We start from the raw sequence: 24,718 nt of genomic DNA, 5'->3' as shown, positions 1-24,718 counted from the left end.
CGACGGCCAATCAAGGAGTTACGACAGCGAATCGATCTCTTCGTCGGTCAGGCCGCCGGGCACGATGGTGACGGGAATCGGGAACTCGCCCATGATCTTGGCCATGGTGGTGATGATCGGGCCCGGGCCCTCCGCCCCCGGATTGGCCGCCAGCACCAGGATCGCGATGTCCTCGTCCTTGTCGATGACGTCGAGGACCTGCTCGGTCGGGTCGCCCTCGCGAATCACCCGCTCCGGCGTGATCGCGGCGATGCCGTTGGCGCGCCCGGCGGCGCGGTCGAGCGCCTCGTTTGCCGCTTCCTCGGCCTCGGCGCGCATGATGTCGGCAACCCCGAGCCATTGCTGGTTCTGGTCCTCGGTCTCGATGATGCGCAGCATCACGACGCCGCCGCCGACCCGGATCGCCCACCGGCTGGCGTAGTAGACGGCGCGGTCCCATTCGGCGCTGTCGTCAACGATGACAAGACATTTAGGCTTGTGACCAGATTCGTAGCTTCGTCGCTGGGTGGTCATGCATGTCCCGGTGCATTATTGCCAAGCAAGGGCATGCTGCCACACGCCCTCGGTTTTTGGGAGAGGGTGTGACAGCAATCGATGTTGATCGCCTAACGCTGTCGGATGAAGCCGACGATATCTTTCGCGGCGCGCATGGTTTCATCGGCGATCACGCGGGCGCGATTGGCGCCGTCGATCAGGATCTGATCGACATGGCCGGGATCGGCGACCAACCGCTTCATTTCGGCCGCGATTGGCGACAGTTTCGCAACGCAAACGTCGACCAGTGCGTTCTTGAAGCTGGAGAACTGGCCGCCGCCGAAATCCTTCAGCACGTCCTGCTTGCTGATGCCGGCAAGCGCTGCGTAGATGCCGACGAGATTGTCGGCTTCGGGACGTATCTCCAGTCCCTTTTCCTCTGATGGCAACGGCTCCGGATCGGTCTTCGCTTTGCGGATCTTCTGCGCGATGGTATCGGCATCGTCGGTCAGGTTGATGCGCGAATTGTCCGACGGCTCCGATTTCGACATTTTCTTGGTGCCGTCGCGCAGGCTCATCACGCGCGTCGCCGGGCCCGTGATCAGCGGCTCGGGCAGCGGGAAGAACAGGCCGTCGGCAAAGCCGTGGCCGCGGATCGAGTCGCCGAAGTCGTTGTTGAACTTCTGCGCGATGTCGCGTGACAGCTCGAGGTGCTGCTTCTGGTCTTCACCCACAGGCACATGGGTGGCGCGATAGAGCAGGATGTCGGCCGCCATCAGCACCGGATAGTCGTACAGACCAACCGAGGCGTTCTCGCGGTCCTTGCCGGCCTTCTCCTTGAACTGCGTCATCCGGTTCAGCCAGCCGATGCGCGCCACGCAGTTGAAGATCCAGGTGAGTTCGGCATGGCCTGCGATCTGGCTCTGGTTGAAGACGATGTGCTTCTTCGGGTCGATGCCGCTGGCGATGAACGCCGCGGTCACCTCGCGGGTGTTGCGCGCCAGCTCCGCCGGGCCGCCCCAGACGTCCACGCCCTGCGTGATCGCATGCATGTCGACGACGCAGTAGATGCAGTTGTGCGTCTCCTGCAGCTTGACGAAGTTGACGATGGCGCCGAGGTAGTTGCCGAGGTGCAGATTGCCCGTCGGCTGGACGCCTGAAAAAACCCGTTCCACGAACGCCATGGTCTCAATTCCCGGAAAGTGCCGCTTTGGCGGGGTCGTTTGCCATTTTGGGGCTATCTGCGCAAGTCAGGCGGCACGGTTTTGCCTGATCGCGGCGACCGCCTCGCGCCAGCCGATCACGCCGAACAGCTTCAAGAACAGGCCGTAGCTCGCTATCGCAGCGAAAATCACCGCGAGCAGCAGCACGGCCTGCGCCAGCCCGCGTGATCCGGTGGCCAGCGGCGAAAGCTCCTGCAGGAGCCACAGCAGCGTTCCCATGGCGAGCGCCGCCAGGCAAATGCGCGGCAGCCGACCGCGGGCCTCGGCATCGATCGAGAAGCCGAAGGTCGCGCCCCCTTTTCTGATCAAATAGAGCGCGTTGCTCCAGGCCCCCAGCGTGATGCCGGCGGCGATGCCCTGCGTGCCGAAAGAGTGGCGGAGCAGGAACGCAGCAATGATCGCCACCACGATGGCGGCCACCGCGCCAACAAGCGGTGTGCGGGTATCCTCGCGGGCGAAGAAGGCCGGCGATAGCGCTTTCACCAGCACATGCGCGGGCAGGCCGAGCGCAAGCCAGGTCAGCGCATGCGCGGTGGCCGTGGCATCGTGCGCGGCAAACGCGCCGTGCTCGAACAGGATCCGCACGATCGGATCGCTCAATACGATGAGGCCAAGCGTCGCCGGCAGGGCGAGGCCAACCGCCAATTCCAGGCCGCGCGATTCGGTTCGCGCGATGGCGCTTCGGTCGTCGCTGTGCAGCGCGCGGGTCATTTCCGGGATCAGCACCGTGCCCATGGCAACGCCGACGATGCCGAGCGGCAGTTCGACCAGGCGATTGGCGAAATAAAGCCAGGAGACCGCCGAAGGCGAGGCGGAAGCGATCACGGCACCCGCCACCATCAGCCATTGCGGCGCGCTGCTTGCGATCATGCCGGGGACGGCCTTGCCGAGAAAGCCGCGCATGTCCTTGTCGAAGGAGATGCGGAGCGGCGTTGCCGCGCGGCCACCGCGCAGCACGAGGATCGAGAGTTGCAGAAGTCCCGCAACGCCAACGGTCGCAGCGACGATCAGCGCGGCATGCGCCGCATCGCCCCGCCATACCAGCAGCACCGCCATCACCGCGATCAACGCGATATTGAACAGGAGCGGCGAGAACGCGGTGAGCGCAAAGCGTGCCTGCGCGTTCATTAGCCCCATCATGACAGTAACGGGTCCTGCGAAGGCGAGATAGGGCAGCATCAGCCGCGCGTTGCCAACGGCAAGCTCGAGCGTTTCGCGGCCGACAAATCCCGGCGCCAGCGCCGCGATCACCAGCGGCATCAGCAAGCCGATCAGGACGGAAGCCACGATCAGCGCGGCGCTGATGGTGCCGAGCACGCGTCCGGCGAAGGCCGCGGCGGCCGCAGCACCTTCGGTCTCGCGCAAGCGCAGCCACGCCGGTATCAGCGCGGCATTCAGCGCGCCTTCGGTCAGGAGCCGCCTGACCACATTGACCATTTGAAAGGCAACCAGGAACGCGTCAGCGACCGCGCCGGCGCCGAGCAGCGCAGCGATGATGGAATCGCGGGCAAATCCAAGCAGCCGCGAGGCCAGCGTTCCCGAGGAGACGGTGAGGAAGGAGCGGATCATGTGACTTCTATATAACAGCCGCTTGGCTTGCTGGCGCCATGTTGATCTGGTAGGGCGCAGCCTTCGTAATCGCCGGAAGGGTGGATAATGGCCGAAGCAAAATATGACGTTCTCGGGATCGGCAACGCGATTTTCGACGTCCTTGTCAGGACCGACGAAGCGTTCCTCAGTCGTCATGGTATGACCAAGGGCAGTATGTCGCTGATCGACGAAGCCCGTGCCGGCGCGATCTACCAGGACATGGGCCCGGCGACCGAAATGTCCGGGGGCTCGGCGGCCAATACCATCGTTGGTGTCGCCAATTTCGGCGCCCGCGCCGCCTATGTCGGCAAGATCAAGGACGATCAGATTGGCCGCCTCTATGCCCATGACATCCGCGCCGCCGGCGTCGCATTCGAGACCAGGCCTGCCGCCGATGGCCCCGCCACCGGCTGCTCCTACATCCTGGTGACGCCGGACGGCGAGCGCACCATGAACACCTATCTGGGCGCCGCGCAGGATCTGACGCCGGCCGATATCGACGAAGCGCAGATCGCGGCTGCCCGCATCGTCTATCTCGAGGGCTATCTCTGGGATCCCGCGAGCGCCAAGGAAGCGTTCGTGAAAGCGTCGACGATCGCGCATGGCGCAGGCCGCCAGGTCGCGCTGACCTTGTCCGACTCGTTTTGCGTCGATCGCTACCGCGACGAATTTCTCGAACTGATGCGCAAAGGCACGGTCGATCTGGTCTTCGCCAATGAAGCCGAACTGCGCTCGTTGTACCAGACCGCCGATTTCGACGGCGCGCTGCAGCAGTTCCGCGTCGATGCGAAACTCGGCGTCGTCACCCGCAGCGAGAAAGGCTGCGTGGTGGCATCGAAGGACGGCGTCACGGCCGTGCCGGCGTTCCCGATCGAGCAACTGGTGGACACGACCGGCGCCGGCGATCTCTTTGCCGCCGGCTTCATGTTCGGCCTCGTCCGCAATGCCGGCTACGAGAATGCCGGACGACTCGGCGCGCTCGCGGCCGCGGAGGTGATCCAGCACATCGGCGCGCGGCCGCAGGCGTCGTTGAAGGAGCTGGCGCAGCAGAACCGCTTGCCGGTGTAGGTTGCTCGCTCCGTCGTCCCCGCTCTCTCCGTCGTCCCTGCGAACGCAGGGACCCATAACCACAGGGCGTTGTTGTGGCGTGAGCAAGCGGTTGCAGCGGAGCAGATCACAGGGGCCTGTGGTTATGGGTCCCGGGTCCCGGCTACGCTAAGAGGCTTCGCCGCGGCGCGCAAGCCCGGGACGACGCGGGGATAGATTCGGATTCGAATTTCAAACAGCGGAGGGGATGTGAGTATGTATTCTCGCGGCACGAACTGCCCGAGCTTTGCGTCTCGTTCACCCTCTCGAAATCAGAGGGCGCAGGGAAAGCCGGGTGCCGGTTGCACCCGTGGGCCCCGTGCAACAAAAAGCACGGGGGTAGGACCACAGGTCAACCGGAGCAACACCGGCTTTCCCTGCGCAGTGGTTTACGGTTTACTTCGTGCTCTTCCCGGTGACCGGGCTTTCTTGCCACCGTCATCTCTCGCGCGAAAAAAGTTCGCGCGAAAAACTTAGCGCCAGCGTCGGGGCGCCAGAACCACACGACTTCGCCGTCCGCGAGTGCCACGCTCGTCAGTCGCAACACTCTCGTCCACCGCATCTCACCGCAACGTTCGTGACGATCGCGACCCGCCCCTCATTCGGGTGAGATGCGCGGATTAATAAGTGCTGATTTGCCCGACGGCGAAAGCGGAATGTTGCCAATCGCACTGTCATTCCGGGGCGTCCGAAGGACGAGCCCGGAATCCATTTCTCCACCTGCGCCTGCGGCCGGATAGTTTCCGGGCTCGCGCCAAGAGGCGCGCCCCGGAATGACGGCGGTGACTGTGGCGCGCAGGCGGCGGACTACGCCGCCTTTTTGCCGCTGCCGGCATCGAGGCCGTCGTAGATGCCGCGTTCGAAGCCCGCAAAAGCTTCCAGGCATTTGCCGTCGCCGAACGGCAATAGCTGCATCAGGATCACGCCGGTGACGTCGCGCGCCGGATCGATCCAGTAGTAGGTGTTGGCGAGCCCTGCCCAGGCGAGGCTGCCGGCGCTGCGTCCCTCCGGCGTTTTCGCGGTGTTGATGAGGAAGCTCAGGCCCCACTTCTTGTCCATGTCCGGATAGAGATCGACATGGTTGGACAAAGTGAGATCGGCCGAAACCATCTTGGTGACGTTGAGATCGCCCATGTGGTTCTGGCCCATCAGCGCCACGGTCTCCGGCTTCAGCACCTGGTTGCCGTTGCCGCGGCCCTTGTTCAGGATCATCCGGGTGAACTTGATGTAGTCGCCCGCGGTCGAGTAGAGGCCGCCGCCGCCCATGTGGAATTCCGGCTCCTGCTCGAGTTCGAACGGGATCGGCGCCAGTGTCCCGTCGGGGGCTCTCGCATGCATGCCGACCAGGCGCCGGCGCATGGCATCGGTGATCTTGAAGCCGGTGTCGCTCATGCCGAGCGGGGTGAACAGGTGATCGCGCAAGTAAGCGTCGAGCCGCTTGCCGCTCGCCGCTTCAACGGCCTTGCCGATGAAATCGATGTTGATGCCATATTCCCAGCGCGTGCCGGGATCTGACGCCAGCGGCAACTTCAGCGCATCATTCTTGCAGGTGGTAACGGTTGGTAGCTCGGTTTTCGCGAGATACTTCCCCATGTCACCGTTCCACATGTGGTAGCAGAACCCCGCGGTGTGGGTCATCAGGTGGCGCAGCGTGATCGGCCTCTTCGCCGGCCGCAGCTTGGGTTCGCCGTCGGCATCGAAGCCTTCGAGCACCTGCGGTGAAGCAAGATCAGGCAGCACCTTGCCGATCGGCTCGTCCAGCGAAAGCTTGCCCTGCTCGACCAGTTGCATCGCGCCTGCGCTCGTCACCGCCTTGGTCATCGAGGCGATCCAGAACACGCTGTCCGTTGTCATGGCATCGTCTTTGCCGAGATCGCGTTTGCCGAACGCGTTCTCGTAGATGACTTCATTGCCGGTCGCGGCAATCGCGACCACGCCGGGGATTTCCTTCGCGTCGCATTTCTGACGCAGGAGCTGATCGATGTGAGCTTTGCTCTGCATGGGGCGCCTCCGGATTGTTGTTGTGGGGCTTTGATCTTCTTACCGTGTGGCGCGTCCCGCAAGCCGGCTGCTTGCGGATTTTGATTTCAGCGGAAATACGGCGACAGCGGCCCGCCGGTGGATGGCGGGCGATCTCGACGACGACCAGGAACCGTCCACGATAACGTGATTTGGTATTGATTCCCGTCAATGATTTCGTCATGCAACGCATTCTAATTCCAAGGCAAACCGTGCTTCTGGACCGAATGTTTTGAGGCAAATGGTTGCTTTCGGAGTGGCTTAAGGATGTGGCGATGATCTCGACCTGGAGTGAGTGGAAACGGTATCCCCGGCCCGGCCGCGGCGAGAACATCGAAGCCCCGATCAGCCCCGGCCTTTATGAGGTGCGCTACGCCGGCACCGGCGCGCTGCATTCCTTCGAGGCGGTCGACAATGTCGCACAGGCGCTGGCGCTATTGCAGGTCGCGCCGAGGTCGTGGTTCGGCCGCCGCGACCCGGCCAAGTTGCCGGATCTCGAATACCGCACCTGCGCGACGTCTTCGAAGGCCGATGCCAAGGCGGCGGCTGAGCGCATGATCGGGCGTCGCGAAACCTATCTGAGCGGCGCAGCCTAGAGCATCGGTTCTGATTGAATCAGAACCGATGCTCTAGAGATTCTTGTTTTGACGCGTTTTCTTCACGCGAACCGGCGTCCGCTTCGCTCGAAAACGCTCTAGCCGGCTGCCGACCCCATAAAATTGCTTGACGCGTCCGCGGTCGGCGGACGATGCATTGCGCCGGGTTTCGACTTATCTTTGGGCGACAAGTCCAGAAAATTTCAGGAGTAACGCCATGAATCCGCCCGTTGCCGCACGCGCTTCAGAGCCCTCAGCGACCTCGCTTCGCGATCGCCTGAAAGATCCCTCGCTGCTGCGTGACCGCTGCTACATCGATGGTTCCTGGGTCGGCACACCCGTGTTCTCCGTGAACAATCCGGCCACCGGCGCCGAACTGGTGAAGATCGCGCAGATGAGCGCCGAAGACGCCACCAAGGCGGTCGAGGCCGCGGAACGCGCGTTCCCGGCCTGGGCCAAGCTGACGGCCAAGCAGCGTTCAAACATCCTGCGCAAATGGTTCGAGCTGATCATCGCCAACCGCGAGGATCTGGCGTTGATCCTGACCTCGGAACAGGGCAAGCCGCTGGCCGAGGCGCTCGGCGAGGTCGATATCGGCGGCGCCTATGTCGAGTTTTTCGCCGAGGAAGCCCGCCGGGTCTATGGCGAGACCATCCCGACCCAGCGGCCGGATGCGCGGCTGCTCGCGATCAAGCAGCCGATCGGCGTCTGCGGCGCGATCACGCCGTGGAACTTCCCGAACTCGATGATCACCCGCAAGGTTTCGCCCGCGCTCGCCGCCGGCTGCACCGTGGTGCTGAAGCCTGCCAATGAGACGCCTTTGTCGGCGCTGGCGCTGGCGGCGCTGGCGGAGAAGGCGGGTGTGCCGAAGGGCGTGTTCAACATCATCACCGGCGATGCGCCGCCGATCGGCAAGGTCCTGTGTGAGCACCCTGCCGTGCGCTTCGTCGGCTTCACCGGCTCGACCGAGGTCGGCAAGATCCTGTACCGGCAGGCGTCGGTCGGCGTGAAGAAGCTCGGGCTGGAACTCGGCGGCAACGCGCCCTTCGTGGTGTTCGATGACGCCGACATCGATGCCGCGGTCGAAGGCGCGATCGTCTCGAAATACCGCAACATGGGCCAGACCTGCGTCTGCGCCAACCGTCTCTATGCCCAGGACAAGATCTACGACGAGTTCGTGCAGAAGCTCTCCGAGAAGGTTGCCGCGATGAAGATCGGCGACGGCACCGAGCAGGGCGTGGTGCAGGGGCCGCTGATCAACATGGAAGCGATCGAGAAGGTCGAGCGGCACATTGCTGACGCGGTGAAGGGCGGCGCCAAGGTCGTCACCGGCGGCAAGCGCCACTCGCTCGGCCGCACCTTCTTCGAGCCGACGGTGCTCTCCGACGTCAAGGCGGATGCGCTGGTGTCTCAGGAGGAGACCTTCGGCCCGCTCGCGCCGGTGATCCGCTTCAAGGATGAAGCCGACGTGATCGCGATGTGCAACAAGTCGCCGTTCGGCCTCGCATCGTACTTCTATTCACGCGACCTCGGGCGGGTGTGGCGCGTCGCCGAGGCGCTGGAATCAGGCATGGTCGGCGTCAACACCGGCCTGATCACGACCGAAGTCGCGCCGTTCGGCGGCGTCAAGCAGAGCGGCCTCGGCCGCGAAGGCTCGCATCACGGCATGGAAGAATATGTCGAGATCAAATACGTGATGATGGCGGGAGTGTAGCCGCGCGACCGTTATGCCGACACGTTAAGAACGAGTCGATCGCGCTGTAAGAACGAGTCGGTGTGTGCGGACACCGAAAGAGTGACTCGATTCCTCTATAAGACTGACTCGATTGCCGCCTTTAAGAGTGACTCGATTTCGTAATCCGCTGATTTGATTCGCCAAATCCGCCCGGATTTTTTCCGTACCGATTCTGAGCGCGAAAGAGCCGAGGGGGGTCTTTTTCGGTCCTAGCGTCGCTTCGCGAGCTCCGGCTGGCAAGCCGTGCCACGAACTCCCAGCGAAGCGAACGAAGGCTGTCAAGCCGAAGCCCGCAGGGCGAAGGCGGACTGGATTCGGGGAAATGCGCTGCCGAGGGTTCGCCGCTTCCGCTTGATGGGATGTTTTGTGCACTGTCACCGTAATGCCGAAACGCGCGTCCGAAGCTGCCAGCGTGTTTGTACTCAAGACAGATCGATTCCCGCTGAGTGGCGCCGGCGACGTGAACACATACGCATTATTTGCGGAGCTATTTTCCCAACTGACAAGAGCGGGTGGGCGCGCGGGAACCATCGTGCGGACTGGTATCGCAACCGATAGTTCAACAAGCGTATTTTTCCGCGATCTCGTCGCCAATCGAAAGCTCTTCAGCCTCCATGATTTTCAAACCGGTCTCGGTTATTTTGACAACATCGGTCACGCACGATTCAAATTTTGTTTTTTGACCTTGGGGCAGGCAAATATCCGCCCACGTGGTCGTTGCCACCGTGCGCTGCGATGAACATGGCGACGGCCGACCGGCAATAGGATTCGATTTCGTTGTCGTCCTCTGCTCTCGCCTGATCGAAGCGTGCGATCATCAGGAGATCGGATCCTTTGAAAAGCGCGGCAAACAAGCGGGCGGACCGGAGAGGATCGGGCACGTTCAGAACCGCCTTCGCGTGCAACTGACGCAACAGGGCCTCGATTTGGGCGATGACATGGGCGGGGCCGGCTTCGTAATGAAGCTTGCTTAACGAGTTTTGATTCGTCTTGTCGGCCATGACCATGGCTTCGACACTGCGGACGTCTGATCTCAACAGCGTGCGAAGCAGTGATGATCCCACCGCCATGAGCTGATCTTCGACCGAACCGTCGACGCCTTCAAGAAGGGCCTGTGGTGCGAACAACTGATGGCAGCCGGCCGCGATGGCCGCGCTGAACAGCGCCTCCTTGTTCTCGAAGTGCCTGTAGATGCTGAGCTTGGATATCTTCGCCCGCTGGGCGACCTTGTCCAATGTCGTCGCTTGAAAACCCAATTCCACAAAGAGTTCGCACGCGGCGTCGACGATCGTTTGGCCAAGCGCCTCGTTGGCGGGCCGGCCGCGACGGCCCTGGCTGTTTTCGGTCACGACAATTCCAGTACTTGACAGTATTCTAATTTTTACATTACGATACCATGTAGTATCTGAAATGTGCAAGCCAATGGGTAGGTTTCGACCTGTCCTCCAAACGGAGCCCATCACCATGGATGACGTCATCATCATCGGCGGCAGCTTTGCCGGGCTCGCCGGCGCCCTGCAGCTCGGCCGTGCCCGGCGCAAGGTCACCGTTCTCGATACCGGCCTGCCGCGCAACCGCTTCGCCGGCCACTCGCATGGTCTGCTCGGCCACGATCACAAGCCACCGCTGGACATCCTGGCCGAGGCGCGGCAGCAGCTGGCGCGTTATCCCACGATCAGGCTGGTCAATGCCCGGGCCGACAGCATCTCCGGCACCATTGACGATTTTTCCGTCCTCACTGGCGATGGTGAAAGCCTTGGGGCGCGCCGCCTGATCCTGAGCTATGGCGTCGCCGACCAGATGCCTGATATTCCGGGCTTTGCCGAAGGCTGGGGCACGTCCATCGTGCCCTGCCCCTATTGCGACGGCTTTGAAGTCGCCGGCCAGCATTGGGGCCTCGTCTGGTCCGGCCCGCAGTCGCACAATCAGGTCAGGCTGTTCCACGATTGGACCGACACGTTGACTGTCTTTGCCGATGGTCACGACATTCCGCCTGATATCCAGGCCGATCTGGCGCGCCGCAACATAGCTGTCGTCGATCGCCGGATCGTCGAGATCGCCCATCACAAGGGCCATATCGCCACCGTCAAGCTCGATACCGGCCGCAATGTCGCGGTCGACATCCTGTTCGCGCATCCGCGCAACAAGCCGTCCGCAAGCCTGCATGAATCACTGGGCCTCGCCACGGTGGATACGCCCGTCGGCATCGCCCTCAAGGTCGACGAGCGCCGCCAAACCAGCATGCCCGGCATCTACGCCGCCGGCGACCTCACCACGCCCTTCTTGCCCTCGGTCACCCAGGCATCATCGCAGGGCGCGATGGCGGGTATCTTCGCCCAGCAGTCGATGGTGGTTTGAGAGCACAGATTCCCTTCTCCGGTTGCCGAGGGCGCGGTTGGCCTTCGAAGTCCGGCGCTAGGCGGCACCGATCTCGACGCAGAGACGATCACACGCAGGTCTGGCGCCTTATCGCTGGTGGAGGCGGGATCGCTGGAGACGATGCGCGCTTTGGCATCGGACAGCTTAGTTAAGAACGAATCAGAACAAGGAGATGTCATGGCACAGCACAATGCCGATCGGGTCGCCGACTGGAATGGCCGAAGCGGGGAGCGCTGGGTCGCCCACCAGGCCCGGCTCGACGCCAGGCTGGCGGTGTTCGGCCAGGCCGCGATCGAAGCCGCCGCGCCCGCGACGGGCGAGCGCGTGCTGGACGTCGGCTGCGGCGCGGGCGCGTCAAGTCTGGCTCTGGCCGCCCGCGTCGGCGCGGGAGGCCAGGTGCTGGGCGTGGACATATCCGAACCGCTGATCGCCCGAGCGCGCACGCTTGCGCCACTGGATACGCCGGCCCTGTTCCGGGTGGCCGACGCCAGCAGCGCCGAGCTGCCCGAGGGGGCGTTCGACATCCTGTTCTCGCGTTTCGGGGTGATGTTCTTCGACGATCCGACAGGGGCGTTCGCCCATATGCGCCGCGCGCTCCAGCCGGGCGGGCGGGTCGCTTTCGTCTGCTGGCGTGGCGCGGCCGAGAACGATTGGGTGCGCCTGCCGATGGGCGCGATCAAAGGCATCGTCCCGCCGACGGCGCCGCCCGATCCCGAAGCGCCCGGCCCATTCTCGTTCGGCGACCGGGGGCGGGTGGCTCGCATCCTGACGGCGGCCGGCTTCACCGATATCGCTATCGCGCCCTTCGATGCTTCCGTCCCGTTTGGCGAGGGCGCGACGCGGGACGCGGCGATCGACGACGCGGTGAAGATGACGTTCGAGGTCGGCCCGCTGTCGCGCGCGCTTGCTGATCAGCCCGACGACATCCGCGCCCGCGCCTCGGCCGCGGTTCGTGCCGCCTTCGCGGGCCGCCCCGGCGAGCGGTCGGTGATGATCGACAGCGCGACGTGGATCGTCACCGCGCGCAATCCCGCAAGCTGATAGCGATTAGCAGGGGAGACGCCCCGCTCGGTGGAGGGGGGCGTCTTTGGCCGGTCAGCGGGACCAGATGAGGGCGTATTCGCCGGCGGTCTCGGTCTCGGAGAGTAGAGAGTTAGTTAGTTGGCCAATCGGTCAGGGTACGCAGAAGAGATGGGTGCTGACATGAGTCACCGGCTTATCGATGCCGCTCCCTCGAATGCGTCCGAGCTCTCCGCTTATGTGGAGAGTCTCCGCGAGCACTTGCTGGCGCATCCGGAGGAATGGGAGCAGGTTACGCTGGACCAATATCCCGAAGCTTTCGCAGCTGTGCTGCGAGACCATCAAGGGGCCGAGCCCCCTTGAGCGGGAAAGCATGCCTTACGCCGTCCTTGCTCGACTGCTGCATGCGGCCAGCATCTACGAGTAGCCCTGACGCACCTTCGGTTGACCCTGGCGAGCCGGAGCGAATTCGATCGAGCGATCGCCGGCAACATCGTGCGAATACGGCTTTCAACTTCGTCTTGAACCAGGACTATCAGCGACTGAGCCGAAGCTGCCGGCCGAGCGCCCGCCGACACAAAAAACGGGGCGAATTCCGCAGCGTCTCGAACGACTTGCAGGATCGAGTCGTTTTCAAAACGAAAGCACCGCTGATCGAGTCGTTCTTAAGGTCAAGATCGAGTCGTTTTCAAAATGTAGGAATCAGCAAACTCAAGCACTTAGCCGAGTCGCTTTCAACGTGTCCCCACATCGGCGGCGCGAGGTCGCGTAGGGTGGGCAAAGCGCAGCGTGCCCACCATCCGCATTCCGCTCGCGGTGGTGGGCACGCTTCCACCTGCGTCCGTTTGAATAACGGTGCGTGAAGTCGCTTTGCCCACCTACGACGCTGAGGGTCGTTACAGATCATACGCGCCCGCTAACGATCTGTTAACCAACGCGGCCTAGCCTGCGGTCATCGCCCGGTCATCATCAGCCGATTACCGCCCGGTTCGTTCTAGGAGAACAGCCGATGTCCGTTGAGGCGCTGACATATGCCGCTCCAGGTGCCCGCCTGACAGTCTTGCCAGAGGCTGCTCGTTCGCTTGCCAGGCGACGCGACTTGCTGCGCTCACGTTCGGATGGGGCAGAGCCCTGATGAGCGTTGATCTCGCTAAAATACAGCATACGCCGCGACCGCAGGGCTTGTAGATAGCCGATCCGTGTCCTCTCATTCGCGACTTGCCGGAGCAACGTGAGGCAAAAATGACCCATACCATCGATATCAGGGAGATGAAGGCGCGCGTTGTCGTGTTTGGGGTCGGCGGCGCCGGCGGCAATGCCGTCAACAACATGATCGCGAGCGGGCTGAGAGGCGTCGACTTCATCGTTGCCAATACCGACGCGCAGGCACTTGGCATGTCGAAGGCCACGCGCATCGTCCAGATGGGCACTCAGGTGACCAGGGGTCTTGGCGCCGGCGCGCAGCCTGAAGTGGGGTGCGCTGCGGCCGAAGAGGCGACCGATGCTATCCGCGATCATTTGACCGGCGCGCACATGGTGTTTGTTACGGCTGGCATGGGCGGCGGTACGGGCACTGGGGCAGCACCTGTTATAGCCAGGACCGCGCGCGAGCTTGGCATTCTCACCATTGGTGTCGTCACCAAGCCATTCCACTTCGAGGGTCAGCGCCGCATGCGCGTTGCCGAAGCAGGTATTGCCGAACTGTTAAAGGCAGTTGACACGCTGCTGATCATCCCAAACCAGAACCTGTTCCGGGTGGCCAGCGAGAGAACCACATTCGCCGATGCCTTCGTCCTGGCCGATCAAGTGCTTTACTCGGGCGTGGCATGCATCAGCGACCTGATCGTCAAGGAAGGCCTGATCAATCTCGATTTTGCCGACGTTCTCTCGGTCATGCGCGAGAAGGGCAAAGCCATGATGGGCAGGGGCGAGGCTTCCGGCGAGAAGCGCGTGCTCAACGCCGCTGTGGCCGCGATTTCCAATCCACTGATCGAGGACCCCTCGATCAAGCGCGCCAGTGGCCTCATAATCTCCATCTCCGGCGGCAAGGACCTGACGTTGTTCGAGGTCGACGAAGCTGCTACTCGCATTCGCGAACAGGCCGACCCGGACGCCAACATCATCGTCGGCGCCACTTTCGACGAAAGCCTGGAAGGCATCGTCCGCGTCTCGGTGGTGGCGACCGGCATCGATAATCTTGGCCCGGCGCAACGGACGCAACCGGCGCAAAGCGCACTTACCGAACTCGCAGGCAGGCTGCGGAACGACAACCGTCGCATTGTCAACGGGATCGAGCGTGGTGCAGCGGCGCCTCAATCAGAGAGTCCACCACTCCGCCCGACGACCCTCCACCCTGGAGGGCAACCGGCAACGCCGATTTCGGAACATGCGCGCCATGCGGCTCCGCAAGGCGTCGATCCGTACGGCCGCTCCTCTCCCGCGCGGAATTTGATCGGGGAAGACCTTCTCGATATCCCGGCCTTCCTGCGCCGCCAGGCCACCTGAGGACGTCGCAGGAACCAAAGTTTCCACGTGCCGGAAGTAGACGGCTGCGACGCGATTGCAAAAGTCCGTCACACGAGCATCGAGGGTCTTTGAGGTGCGCTGCGCGCCGACGGTTTACGCTGCTGTGCTGCCCGGGTTCTCTGCTGCTTCTTTTTTTCCAACGTCATTGCTGCGCGACAGCCATGCTGGAAGACGCAGCAAGCGAAGCAGGCGATCATTATTATCTTTTGGCAGCTCGGTCGGCGCCTCATTGGCCAGGCGCGGGAGATCCAGTGCAGCGTGGCCGGCTCGCACCGCATCCGCGCGTCGGTCCAGTTCGCGCAACAGGGGATCGATGACGGCTTCGACTTCGGTCGCGACGGATGATAGAAAATTATTGAGCTCGCGAGCTTCGGGTACGACTGCCGCCGCCATCTCGGTCGCCTCGCAGAGCTCGCTGATGACAGGTGTAAATGCTTTGCCGGTTTGCGTGATTCGCTTTTTTATCGCTTCGATTTCGCCCAAAACGTGATTGCGTTCGCACCTCTCTCTTTCTTCAGAAAGGCGGGCCTCGATCTCGGCGATCTGAGCCGTCAGTGTCGTGACATCGGATGCAAGTGCGTCGCGTTTTCCGCGCGCGCGATCGAGATCGCGGCTGAGAGTGTCCACTAGATCGTTCTCTCCGGACATTTTTTGCTCCGCGTAGGACAGCCGTACCGCGAACCGTCAGCCTGGCAAACGAACGAATGGTAAGATCGGCCGACGAAGGCATCGACTTCGTTCGCGTCGCCGCGGCGGTGGATCTAAATTTCCCTCCAAATCATTTCGCATTAGGCGACGGTATGGTTAACAAGTGATTAATTTTCATATCTGATGCAACGGTGGTCCACCGGACGAGGAAGCCCCGCTTGAACTGCGTCGAGGCTTAGCCGCGCGGGGTGGGCACAAGATCACTCGCTGCCGAAGGCACCGTGGCGGCCGGCGCCGGAGGCGAAGCGGGCGGCGCCAGCGAGCGTTTCGCCTGACGCGATCACTTCGAGCCCGCCGCGCATCTCGTTGATAATGGCTTCCTCCTCTTCGAGGTCCCATTGGCGCAGCGCCGACAGGCGGTCCGCGCGCAGGCATTGTTGCGGGAAGCGCGCGATCTCCTTCGCCAGCGCAATCGCCTGCGCGCGGGCCTCGCCCTTGGGCACCAGGCGATTGGCGAGGCCCATCCGCTGGGCCTCCGGCCCGCCGACCGCGCGGCCGGTGAGGATCAGGTCCATGGCCTGGGAATGGCCGATCAGGCGCGGCAGGCGGATGGTGCCGAGATCGATCAGCGGCACGCCGAACCGCCGGCAGAAAACACCGAACGTCGCATCTTCCGCGGCGACGCGCATGTCCGCCCACAGCGCGAGCTCGAGGCCGCCGGCAACCGCAAATCCTTCGACCGCGGCAATGACCGGTTTCGAGAGCCGCAGCCGGCTCGGCCCCATCGGCGCGATCGAGCTGTGACCGCCGATCTCGCGCTTCCGGGCGGGATCGCCTGCGGCAACCGCCTTCAGGTCGGCGCCGGCGCAGAAGGTGCCGCCGGTGCCGGTGAACACCGCCACCGACGCATTGTCATCGGCATCGAAGGCGAGAAAGGTGTCATAGAGCTTGCGCGCCGTGGTGCCGTCGACGGCGTTGCGGCAACGCGGGCGGTTGATGGAGACGATGGTCACCGGACCATCGCGTTCGACAAGCACACTGTCGGCCTCGCTCATGTTTCGCTCCTCCCGGGATTCTATCTGGTGAGGAGATTGGCACTGGAGACGAGGGTGATGCAACAACGGCGACGACGCGTGCCACAAGCGTCATTGCGAGCGCAGCGAAGCAATCCATGCCTCCACAAGCGACGAGATGGATTGCTTCGCTGCGCTCGCAATGACGGGGGGTGGACCTCGCAATGGCGAGGGGTTACATCTTCAGCTCTGACCCCGTCACGCGGCGATAGGCTTCGAGGTAGCGCTTGCTGGTCGCCTCCACCACGCTGGCCGGCAACGGCGGCGCCGGCGCCTCGCCGTTCCAGCGGCCGGCGCGGCGCTCGGCGTCGAGGTAGTCGCGCAGCGGCTGCTTGTCGAAGCTCGGCTGCGGTTGGCCCGGCCTGTAGACATCGACTGCCCAGAAGCGCGAGGAGTCCGGCGTCATCACCTCGTCGATCAGGATGATCCGTCCATCCTGGTCGCGACCGAATTCGAACTTGGTGTCGGCGATGATGATGCCGCGCTCGCGGCTCACCTTTTCGCCATAGGCATAGACCGTGCGCGCCATCCGCTCCAACGTGTCGGCAACTTCGCCTCCGACGATTTGGCGCACGCGGGCCACGGTGATGTTCTCGTCATGCCCGGTCTCGGCCTTGGTCGCCGGGCTGAAGATCGCAGGCTCCAGCTTGGCGCTCTCGACCAGGCCTGCCGGCAGCTTTTCGCCGGCTAGCGTGCCGTGCGCGGCATATTCCTTCCAGGCCGAGCCGGAGATGTAGCCGCGGATCACGCATTCGATCGGGAAGACGAGGGTGCGCCGGCACAGCATCGCGCGGCCTGCGATCTCTTCGCGATGCTCCTTCAGCGCAGGCACCTCGCGGATGATCTCCTCAGCATCGGCGCTGATCATGTGATGCGGCACGGTGCTTTCGAGCTGGCGAAACCACCACGCGCTGATCTGGGTCAGTACCGCGCCCTTCATCGGGATGGTCTCGGCCATCACCACGTCGAACGCGCTGATGCGGTCGGTGGTCAAGAGCAGCACGCGGTCGTCGCCGACGGCATAGATATCGCGGACCTTGCCGCGGCCGATCCGTGGCAAGGGCAGGTCGCTGGCGCGCATCGCATTCATGGGATCAGACCTTCAAAGCGGCCGCCCGCGAGATTGCGGGCGACGAAAGGGACGAGGAGATAGCTCACTCCGGCAGCGGAATGAACTCATGTTCCTGCGGGACGGCTGCGAAACGCCCGGTTTTCCAGTCCTGTTTGGCCTCTTCGATCCGCTCCTTGCTGGACGAGACGAAATTCCACCAGATATGGCGCGGACCTTCCAGCGCGTCACCGCCCAAAAACATCATGCGCGTGGGCTGCAGCGCCTTCACCGTGATGCGGTCGCCGGGCCGGAAGATCAGGAGGCGCGGGCCTTCGTAGCGCTCATTGGCGATCTCGACCTCGCCATCGACGAGATAGATCGCGCGCTCCTCGTGATCGGGATCGAGCGGCACGCTGGTGCCGGCCTCTGCGGTGACCTCGGTGTAGAACCAGGGCGAGACCATCTCGACCGGCGAGGAGATGCCGAACGATGAGCCCGCGATGACGCGCGCGGTGAAGCCGCGTTCGCTGATCATCGGCAGGTCGCCGGCGGCATAATGCTGGAACGAGGGCGCGATCTCCTCCTTGGCCTGAGGCAGCGCGATCCAGCTCTGCAGGCCCAGCATCTTCTGGCCGTCGCGGCGCTGCACGTCCGGCGTGCGCTCGGAATGCGCGATGCCGCGGCCCGCGGTCATCAGGTTCATCGCGCCGGGCTGGATCTCCTGGATGTTGCCCTCGCTGTCACGGTGCATGATGCTGCCGTCGAACAGATAGGTGACGGTGGCTAGCCCGATATGCGGATGCGGCCGCACATCCATGCCCTTGCCGGCGAGAAACTGCACCGGCCCGAAATGGTCGAAGAAGATGAAGGGGCCGACCATCTGCCGCTTGCCATGGGGCAGCGCCCGCCGCACGGCAAAGCCGTCACCGAGATCGCGGGTGCGCGGCACGATGACGAGCTCCAGCGCGTCGCAGGTCTTGGGATCGCCGAGGATCGGATCGTTGGAGGGTAGCCAGCTCATGAGGGGGACTCCTGATTTCGTCGCCGCAATAATAGCAGGAATCCGCCGCCTGCACGCCATCATCCCGGCCATCCCACCGGCGAGGGATTGGTGTCTCTTGCTCGCGCGTCATCGTGGCTTGACTCACGAATCGGCATTAGGGCATGGCATAAGGCTCAGGGTTCCCGCGAGACCATCAGGACATGACCTTCACGTCGTGGCAATTCGGCCTGTTTGCCGCGATCGTATTTGTGGCCTACTACCTCCCGCCGTTCCGGCGGTTCCAGGTCCAGCTCCTGGTGGTGGCGAGCCTGTTCTTCTATGGATACGGTCAGCCCGAGCTGTTGCCGTTGCTCGCAGTCGCGGTCGGCGGGACCTATCTGTTCCTGGCGCTCTCGCTGCGCGACCGCCGCTGGCTGCCGGCCGGCATCGTCTTCAACCTCGCGCTGCTCGCCTTCTTCAAATACAAATTCCTGTTCCTCGATCCGAAGGCGCCGGTGCTGGTCGACAATGCGGCGATCGACTTCCTCTTGAAGCTGCCGCTACCGATCGGCATTTCCTTTTTCGTCTTCCACAATATCAGCCTCCTGGTCGACCTCACCCGCAGCAAGGCATTGCGGCCGCCGCTTGCCGACGTCTTCCTCTACATCATCTTCTTTCCGCAGCTCGTCTCCGGGCCGATCACGCGCGCCGGCATGTTCATGCCGCAAATTCAGCCGAAGCAGGTCGCCGACGTGCCGTTCGTCGAGGCCGCGAAATGGATCATCGCGGGCTTCTTCTTCAAGCTCTTTGTGGCCAACAATCTCAACGAGATGACGGCCTATATGGACTTCCCGCTCTACGAGACGCTGCAAACCCAGGACCGCTGGCTGCTCGTCTTCCTCTATGGCTACCAGATCTATGCCGACTTCTTCGGCTATTCGGCGATCGCGATCGGGCTTGCGCTTCTGTTCGGCTATCGTCTGCCGATCAATTTCGACCTGCCCTATACGTCGCTGTCGTTTTCGGAATTCTGGACCCGGTGGCACATCTCGCTGTCAACCTGGCTGCGCACCTATCTCTACATCCCCTTGGGGGGCAACCGGCATGGACGTGTCAGGACCTATCTCAACCTGATGATCGTGATGGGGCTGGGCGGCCTCTGGCACGGCGCGGGGTTCAGCTATCTGGCATGGGGCGTGCTGCACGGGCTGTTCCTGGTGATCGAGCGGCCGTTCCTGCATGTGCTGCAGAAGATCGATTCCGTGCCGCTGCGCCTGCTGCGGATGGGGGTGGTGTTCTTCTGCGTCACCATGGCCTGGATCTTCTTCAAGCTGCCGAACTTCGAGCATGCGCTCAGCTATCTCACCGGCATGTTCACGCCGACCACCAATCCGAATCCGCCAAAATTGTTCTATAATCTCGCGCTGCTCTACGCGCTTCCGGTGCTGCTGCAGCATATGCGCATCGCATCGCTGTTCGAGACCGCGCTGATGCGGTGGGAGCCATATGTCTACGGTGCGCTAATCGCGCTTGCCTATCTGGAGGCGGGTCCTGAGAGCGCCTTCATCTATTTCCAGTTCTGATCGCATGGACAAGCAGCCGACCCCCACCGCCTGGTTGATCAAGAGCGCCGCTGCGGCAGCGCTGCTTCTGCTCGCCTGCGGCATTGCGACCGCGCGGTTCGGACACACGTTGCAATTGCCGGCGACGACGGCGCGCGACGGCGCGCTCGTCACCATGAACCGCTATGTCGACAATCCCGTTCCCGACGTCGTGCTGGTAGGCAGCTCGCTGACCTTCCGGCTCAGGGAGGAATATTTCGAAACGCCGCGCGTGAGCAATCTGGCGTTCGCCGGCGGCTCGCCCGTCACGGCGCTCGAGATCCTAGCCAGCCAGCGGCAGCTCCCCAAGCTGATCGTCGTCGAGATCAACATCTTGTCCCGCGCACCGGATACGGAGCTGGTGAATCGCTTCTCCACCAAGGAGGGGGACGAGGCGCTGTTCCTACGCCCGATCCGGGCCGCCGTTGCGGCGTACGAGAACCGGGTGCATGCCCCGCTCACCCACGCCCAGATCGCGGCGCGGCTGAAAAGCCTGCTTGCGCAGCCGCCCGGCAATTTCGACAACCGCGTCTATCTGGAGCGGGCGATCGGACAGATGGAGTCCGAGGACCCGAGCGTCGCCGCCAAGGTCAATGTCGAGACGATCGCTCACCTGATCGAGGTGCTGGAAAAGCGCGGCGCCCGTGTGCTGCTGATGGAAATGCCCTACGCCCCTCCAATCGAGACATCGCTCTATGTCAGGACCACGCGCGAGATCGTCCACCGCGCATTCCCGGATCAAGGCCGCTGGCTGCCGATCGACGTCGACCGCAACGAACTGCGATGGGATGACGGCGTGCACCTGGACGCGCGGTCGGCGGTGCTGGTGACCCGCTACCTGGATAAGCGCTTCAAGCAGGTCGGCTTTTGAGGCGGCCTACTGCCGTCCCAATTGCGTCGCCTTTTCCACGCGGTCGAAGCGTTCCAGCGACAGGATCGCATCGGCAAACTGGTCGGCGCGGCCGTTCAGGACCGGGCGGGCCAGGGTGAGGAATTTCTGCTGCATCGCCACCGCGTCGGGGAACGAGGTCGGCTCGCCGGAGGGATCGGCATTGAGCCGCTCATGCACGCCGTCATCGGTGGTGATGCTGACGCGCGCGCCGAACGGGTGGGTGCGGCCGATCTCCAGCCGGTCGTCCTGCACCACGTCGAACTTGTCGGCGAGTGCGTCGATCGCGGCATCGCCAAGCCGGCTGTAGTCATCCCAGCCGAAGCGGCCCTGGTCGAGCGCGATTGCGCCGGTGAAGAACATCGAGAACTGGCCGCCGACGATCGAGGTCGGGTGCCGCTTGGTGGCGGCGTCGCCGGTCAGGGTGATGCCGTTGCGGTGCAGGCCGATCTCGACCCGCTTCACCTGGTCCGGCGTCAGGTTGTGCTCGCGCCGCATCGCGATCAGCGCATCGATCGCGGCATGGGTGTAGCGGCAGCTCGGATAGGGTTTGACGCCGATCTTCATGGTCTCAAAGATGCTGCCGAGTCCCGCGATCGCCTTGTCCGGATGCGCATCGTCGCTGTAGCCGACCAGGAGGCCGTGCTTGCCTTCCACCGATTCGACCGAGCCGACGAAATCGTTGCGCGCCAGCGTCGCGGCGATGACGCCGTTCATCGCGGCGGCGCCGACCTGGTAGCGCTTGTTCCAGGCGCCGTTGATGAGGAACTGCAGCGAGCCCGCGGCCTGGCTGCCGGAGACGCCGAAGGCCGCGATGATCTGCTCCTTCGATAGCCCGAACAGCTTCGCAGCCGCCGCCGCCGCGCCATAGGTGCCGGCGGTCGCAGTCGGGTGGAAGCCGCGCGCATAATGCGAGGTTGGATCGAGCGCGTTGCCAAGCCGGCAGCAGACCTCGTAGCCCGCGACGATCGCCGTCAGCACGTCGCGGCCGGACGCGCCGACCATCTCGCCGACCGCAAACGCAGCCGGCACCACCGGCGCGCTCGGATGCAGCGAGGAATCGGCATGCGTGTCGTCGAAATCGAGCGAATGGCCGAGCGCGCTGTTGAGCAGCGCCGCCACCGCCGGCGTCCAGGTCTTGCCGTCGCCGAACACGGTGGCTTCGCCCTTGCCATCCAGCGCCAGCGCTTCCAGCATCTTGAGCAGCGAGGGCGTGGATTCGGCTTCGCGCCGCGCCCGGATGGTGCTGCCGAGGAAATCCAACGTCAGTACCTTTGCGCGCTGCAATACTTCCGGTGGAATATCTGCAAATTTCAGGTTAGCGACGTAGGCGGCGAGCGTTGCGGTTTCGTTGGCCATCGTGTTTCCTCGTTCTGCCTCGCAGGGTAGGCGGGCCGGTTTCACGTTTCAAGCCGCCTTCACGGTGCGGGCATCAGCCATGCCGAACGTCAGCCATGGGATCGTCGTGAGCATCAGGGATTCGGTCGCATGACAGCCGTCGCGAAACATGTGCTCGGCTGGATCCGGTCCCGAAAGGGGCAACTGGCGCTGGCAGTCAGGGTCACGGTGGCGGCCGCGATTGCCTATGCGGTGGCTGTCGCGTTGAACCTCCTGCTGCCGCTCTGGGCCGTGCTGACCTCGCTGATCGTGACCCAGATGAGTGTCGGCCGGTCGTTGAAGGCGACCCGCGACTACATGCTCGGGACCATCGGCGGCGCGATCTACGGCGGCGCCATCGCCGTGCTGATCCCGTATTCCGGCGAGAGCGGCCTGCTGGGTTTGCTGGTGCTGGCGGTGGCGCCATTGGCCTTCATCGCCGCCATCAACCCCAGCCTCAGTGCGGCCACCGTGACGGCCGTGATCGTGCTGCTGGTCCCGACCATGCATCACGCCGATCCGCTGGCATCCGCAATCGACCGCGTCAGCGAGGTCGCGGTCGGCGCGGTCACCGGGCTTCTGGTGTCGTTCCTGGTGCTGCCATCGCGCGCGGTGAGCCAGATCCGCGTCAATGCGGCGCGGGTGCTGGAATTGATCGCAGCCGCCTTCACGGAGCTGCTCGCCGGCCTGACGCGCGGGCGCGACAATGATGCCCTGCACCGCATCCAGGACGGCATCGGCACCGCGCTGGAAGGGTTGAACGCGACGGGTGCGGAGGCCGAGCGGGAGCGATCGGCGCATCTATCGTCCGGGCCGGACACCGGGCCGCTGCTGCGGACCATTTTGCGACTGCGCCATGATGTCGTGATGATCGGCCGCGCCACCGTGGTGCCGCTGCCGGCGAATGTACAGGCGCGGCTTGCCGCGCCCTTGTCTGAAGTCAGCAAGGCGATCACGCTGTATCTGCGTTCGGCGGCCGCGGCGTTGCGCAACGGCGCGGGGGCGCCGCCCATTGCACCGGTCCATGCCGCCCTGCAGCGCTATACGAACGAAGTCGCCGCCGTTCGCAGCGAGGGCCTGGTCCGCGGCCTGCCGGGCGACATGGCGGAACGTTTCTTCGCGCTCGGATTCTCGCTGGAGCAGATGCGGCAGAATCTGCTCGACCTCGATCGCGTCGTCGGCGAGTGGTCGGAGACGTCGGCGGCGGCGAGGGAGCCGGCCGAAGACTAGGGCGCGTCCTCACATAGGCGCAGATGTCAGCTTCTGACGGCCAAGCGGAAATTCTTACAATCAAACGGAGCATTACCGCTCGTGAGCCCGAGCGGACAGGACGAGACGGAAAATTGCCCATCATCTTATAGGAAAATCCGGATTCGTCATTGGGACGCGGCGGTAGGCACAATCAGTGTCCTCATGACCACAGAACGCCTCCTCAATTACCTACTTTCCTGAATTTGACCAAGCTGAACGGGCCGATACCAGTCGTCCCTACGAAAGCGAAGCCGGCCAAGACGGCCAGCCTGAGATACTCAGCTTCCGTCCGCTCGCAGCCGCCGGGTCCGCGCAGCATGTTGAGGTCGCTCATGACGCAGGAGCGGTCCTCGGGTTCCGTCGTGGCAAGCTCCGGCATGATCCGCTCGATGACGATCAGCGTCCCGCTGGACGGCAGCGCGTCCCGGCAGTTGCGCAGAATGACCTCGCAGCGGTCGTCCGTCCAATTATGAATGATGCTCTTCATCAGGATGGTGTCAGCGCCGCTTGGGACCACTTCGAAGAAACTGCCGGCGACGAACCTGCAGCGGCCGGCGATGCCGAGCCGATCGAAATGCGCGCGCGCGTCTGCCTCGCAGCGCGCAAGGTCGAAGGCGATGCCCTCAAGATGAGGGTTGCGCTGGAGTACGCCGCCGATCAACTCGCCGGTGCCGCCGCCGACATCCATGACGACGCGTGCGGCCGCGAAATCGTGGGCCGCAACGATCTTCGGAACGATGGTCCGTGTGAGGCTGACCATCGCAGCGTTGAATCGGCGGGTCCATTCCGTCGCACGGCCGGTCACGGCATAGCGATCGTCACCGTCACCGCGCAGCTGCGTCGCGGTCTTCCCGGTGCGAACCGAATCGACCAGTCCGCTCCAGGATTGCGCGAGCATCTCGCCCTCGAAGAGGACCCAGTCCTTGAAGGATGGGTCGGCGGTCTCGTCGAGCTGCCGGCCGAGATCGGTCATGGCGAACCGGTCCCGGTCGGCCTGCATGCAGAGGCCAAGTGTCGTCAGGCCAACGAGCAGTCTGCGCAGCGCACTTTCGTCGGCGGACACCAGCCGAGCGAGCTCGGCCACCGATTTCGCCTCATCGCCGATGGCCTCGGCGAGATTGAGCTTCGCTGCCGCATAGATCACCGCGGTGATGCGATGCGACTGCACGAGATCATGCACGGATGCTGGCCGGCTCAT

The 24,718-nt window shown here is 63.7% G+C and carries 21 protein-coding genes; 10 read left to right on the top strand and 11 right to left on the bottom strand.

Annotated elements, in window-relative coordinates:
• Positions 1 to 18 precede the first annotated feature (18 nt).
• From ACVJGD_RS28475 to murJ, 3 genes are all read right to left on the bottom strand, one after another.
• Complete coding sequence (locus ACVJGD_RS28475; protein WP_456637347.1) at positions 19 to 513, bottom strand: universal stress protein; 495 nt, start codon at positions 511 to 513, stop codon at positions 19 to 21.
• Between the two features lie 92 nt (positions 514 to 605).
• Complete coding sequence (gene trpS / locus ACVJGD_RS28470; RefSeq protein ID WP_456637346.1) at positions 606 to 1,658, bottom strand: tryptophan--tRNA ligase; 1,053 nt, start codon at positions 1,656 to 1,658, stop codon at positions 606 to 608.
• 66 nt (positions 1,659 to 1,724) lie between these two features.
• Positions 1,725 to 3,266 (bottom strand): murein biosynthesis integral membrane protein MurJ, encoded by a 1,542-nt coding sequence (gene murJ, locus ACVJGD_RS28465; RefSeq protein WP_456637345.1) that lies wholly within the window; start codon positions 3,264 to 3,266, stop codon positions 1,725 to 1,727.
• Between the two features lie 87 nt (positions 3,267 to 3,353).
• On the opposite strand from murJ, the gene ACVJGD_RS28460 reads away from it, so the two are divergent.
• A complete protein-coding gene (locus ACVJGD_RS28460) occupies positions 3,354 to 4,355 on the top strand; it encodes an adenosine kinase (RefSeq protein WP_456637344.1) in 1,002 nt (333 codons plus the stop codon).
• Between the two features lie 825 nt (positions 4,356 to 5,180).
• On the opposite strand, the gene ACVJGD_RS28455 is transcribed toward ACVJGD_RS28460, so the two are convergent.
• Positions 5,181 to 6,374: a serine hydrolase domain-containing protein gene (locus ACVJGD_RS28455; protein WP_456637343.1), complete on the bottom strand. Its 1,194-nt coding sequence runs from the start codon at positions 6,372 to 6,374 to the stop codon at positions 5,181 to 5,183.
• A gap of 293 nt (positions 6,375 to 6,667) precedes the next feature.
• Between ACVJGD_RS28455 and ACVJGD_RS28450 the strand changes: the two genes are divergently transcribed.
• A complete protein-coding gene (locus tag ACVJGD_RS28450; RefSeq protein ID WP_454615726.1) occupies positions 6,668 to 6,988 on the top strand; it encodes a hypothetical protein in 321 nt (106 codons plus the stop codon).
• 217 nt (positions 6,989 to 7,205) lie between these two features.
• Positions 7,206 to 8,702, top strand: a complete 1,497-nt coding sequence (locus ACVJGD_RS28445; RefSeq protein ID WP_456637342.1) for an NAD-dependent succinate-semialdehyde dehydrogenase — start codon at positions 7,206 to 7,208, stop codon at positions 8,700 to 8,702.
• A gap of 686 nt (positions 8,703 to 9,388) precedes the next feature.
• Here ACVJGD_RS28445 and ACVJGD_RS28440 read toward each other — a convergent pair.
• The gene (locus ACVJGD_RS28440) at positions 9,389 to 10,072 is read right to left on the bottom strand and encodes a TetR/AcrR family transcriptional regulator (protein ID WP_456637341.1); all 684 of its coding nucleotides are present in this window, start codon (positions 10,070 to 10,072) and stop codon (positions 9,389 to 9,391) included.
• Positions 10,073 to 10,187: 115 nt separating this feature from the next.
• Between ACVJGD_RS28440 and ACVJGD_RS28435 the strand changes: the two genes are divergently transcribed.
• From ACVJGD_RS28435 to ftsZ, 4 genes are all read left to right on the top strand, one after another.
• Entirely contained in the window at positions 10,188 to 11,081 is an 894-nt protein-coding gene (locus ACVJGD_RS28435) for an NAD(P)/FAD-dependent oxidoreductase (protein WP_456637340.1), read from the top strand.
• Positions 11,082 to 11,279: 198 nt separating this feature from the next.
• Positions 11,280 to 12,143: a class I SAM-dependent methyltransferase gene (locus ACVJGD_RS28430; protein WP_456637339.1), complete on the top strand. Its 864-nt coding sequence runs from the start codon at positions 11,280 to 11,282 to the stop codon at positions 12,141 to 12,143.
• A gap of 150 nt (positions 12,144 to 12,293) precedes the next feature.
• Entirely contained in the window at positions 12,294 to 12,485 is a 192-nt protein-coding gene (locus ACVJGD_RS28425; RefSeq protein WP_456637338.1) for a DUF7660 family protein, read from the top strand.
• 879 nt (positions 12,486 to 13,364) lie between these two features.
• The gene (gene ftsZ / locus ACVJGD_RS28420) at positions 13,365 to 14,627 is read left to right on the top strand and encodes a cell division protein FtsZ (RefSeq protein ID WP_456637337.1); all 1,263 of its coding nucleotides are present in this window, start codon (positions 13,365 to 13,367) and stop codon (positions 14,625 to 14,627) included.
• 114 nt (positions 14,628 to 14,741) lie between these two features.
• Here ftsZ and ACVJGD_RS28415 read toward each other — a convergent pair whose 3' ends face one another.
• The 4 genes from ACVJGD_RS28415 to ACVJGD_RS28400 form a co-directional block, all read right to left on the bottom strand.
• Positions 14,742 to 15,296, bottom strand: coding sequence for a hypothetical protein (locus ACVJGD_RS28415; RefSeq protein WP_456637336.1), 555 nt, complete (start codon positions 15,294 to 15,296; stop codon positions 14,742 to 14,744).
• Positions 15,297 to 15,556: 260 nt separating this feature from the next.
• Positions 15,557 to 16,351, bottom strand: a complete 795-nt coding sequence (locus ACVJGD_RS28410; protein WP_456637335.1) for a crotonase/enoyl-CoA hydratase family protein — start codon at positions 16,349 to 16,351, stop codon at positions 15,557 to 15,559.
• Positions 16,352 to 16,544: 193 nt separating this feature from the next.
• Complete coding sequence (locus ACVJGD_RS28405) at positions 16,545 to 17,459, bottom strand: phosphoribosylaminoimidazolesuccinocarboxamide synthase (protein ID WP_456637334.1); 915 nt, start codon at positions 17,457 to 17,459, stop codon at positions 16,545 to 16,547.
• A 64-nt stretch (positions 17,460 to 17,523) separates the two neighbouring features.
• Entirely contained in the window at positions 17,524 to 18,441 is a 918-nt protein-coding gene (locus tag ACVJGD_RS28400) for a pirin family protein (RefSeq protein ID WP_456637333.1), read from the bottom strand.
• 182 nt (positions 18,442 to 18,623) lie between these two features.
• Between ACVJGD_RS28400 and ACVJGD_RS28395 the strand changes: the two genes are divergently transcribed.
• Positions 18,624 to 19,985 (top strand): MBOAT family O-acyltransferase, encoded by a 1,362-nt coding sequence (locus ACVJGD_RS28395; RefSeq protein ID WP_456637332.1) that lies wholly within the window; start codon positions 18,624 to 18,626, stop codon positions 19,983 to 19,985.
• Positions 19,986 to 19,989: 4 nt separating this feature from the next.
• Positions 19,990 to 20,874, top strand: a complete 885-nt coding sequence (locus tag ACVJGD_RS28390; protein WP_456637331.1) for a hypothetical protein — start codon at positions 19,990 to 19,992, stop codon at positions 20,872 to 20,874.
• A gap of 6 nt (positions 20,875 to 20,880) precedes the next feature.
• Here ACVJGD_RS28390 and ACVJGD_RS28385 read toward each other — a convergent pair whose 3' ends face one another.
• Entirely contained in the window at positions 20,881 to 22,251 is a 1,371-nt protein-coding gene (locus ACVJGD_RS28385; RefSeq protein WP_456637330.1) for an MmgE/PrpD family protein, read from the bottom strand.
• A gap of 129 nt (positions 22,252 to 22,380) precedes the next feature.
• On the opposite strand from ACVJGD_RS28385, the gene ACVJGD_RS28380 reads away from it, so the two are divergent.
• Positions 22,381 to 23,499 (top strand): FUSC family protein, encoded by a 1,119-nt coding sequence (locus ACVJGD_RS28380; RefSeq protein WP_456637329.1) that lies wholly within the window; start codon positions 22,381 to 22,383, stop codon positions 23,497 to 23,499.
• Positions 23,500 to 23,701: 202 nt separating this feature from the next.
• Here the strand turns inward: ACVJGD_RS28380 and ACVJGD_RS28375 are convergent, their stop codons facing one another.
• Positions 23,702 to 24,718: a methyltransferase gene (locus ACVJGD_RS28375; protein WP_456637328.1), complete on the bottom strand. Its 1,017-nt coding sequence runs from the start codon at positions 24,716 to 24,718 to the stop codon at positions 23,702 to 23,704.

The organism is Bradyrhizobium sp. USDA 10063 (assembly GCF_054063735.1).
This window is presented reverse-complemented; position numbering and strand designations above follow the sequence as displayed.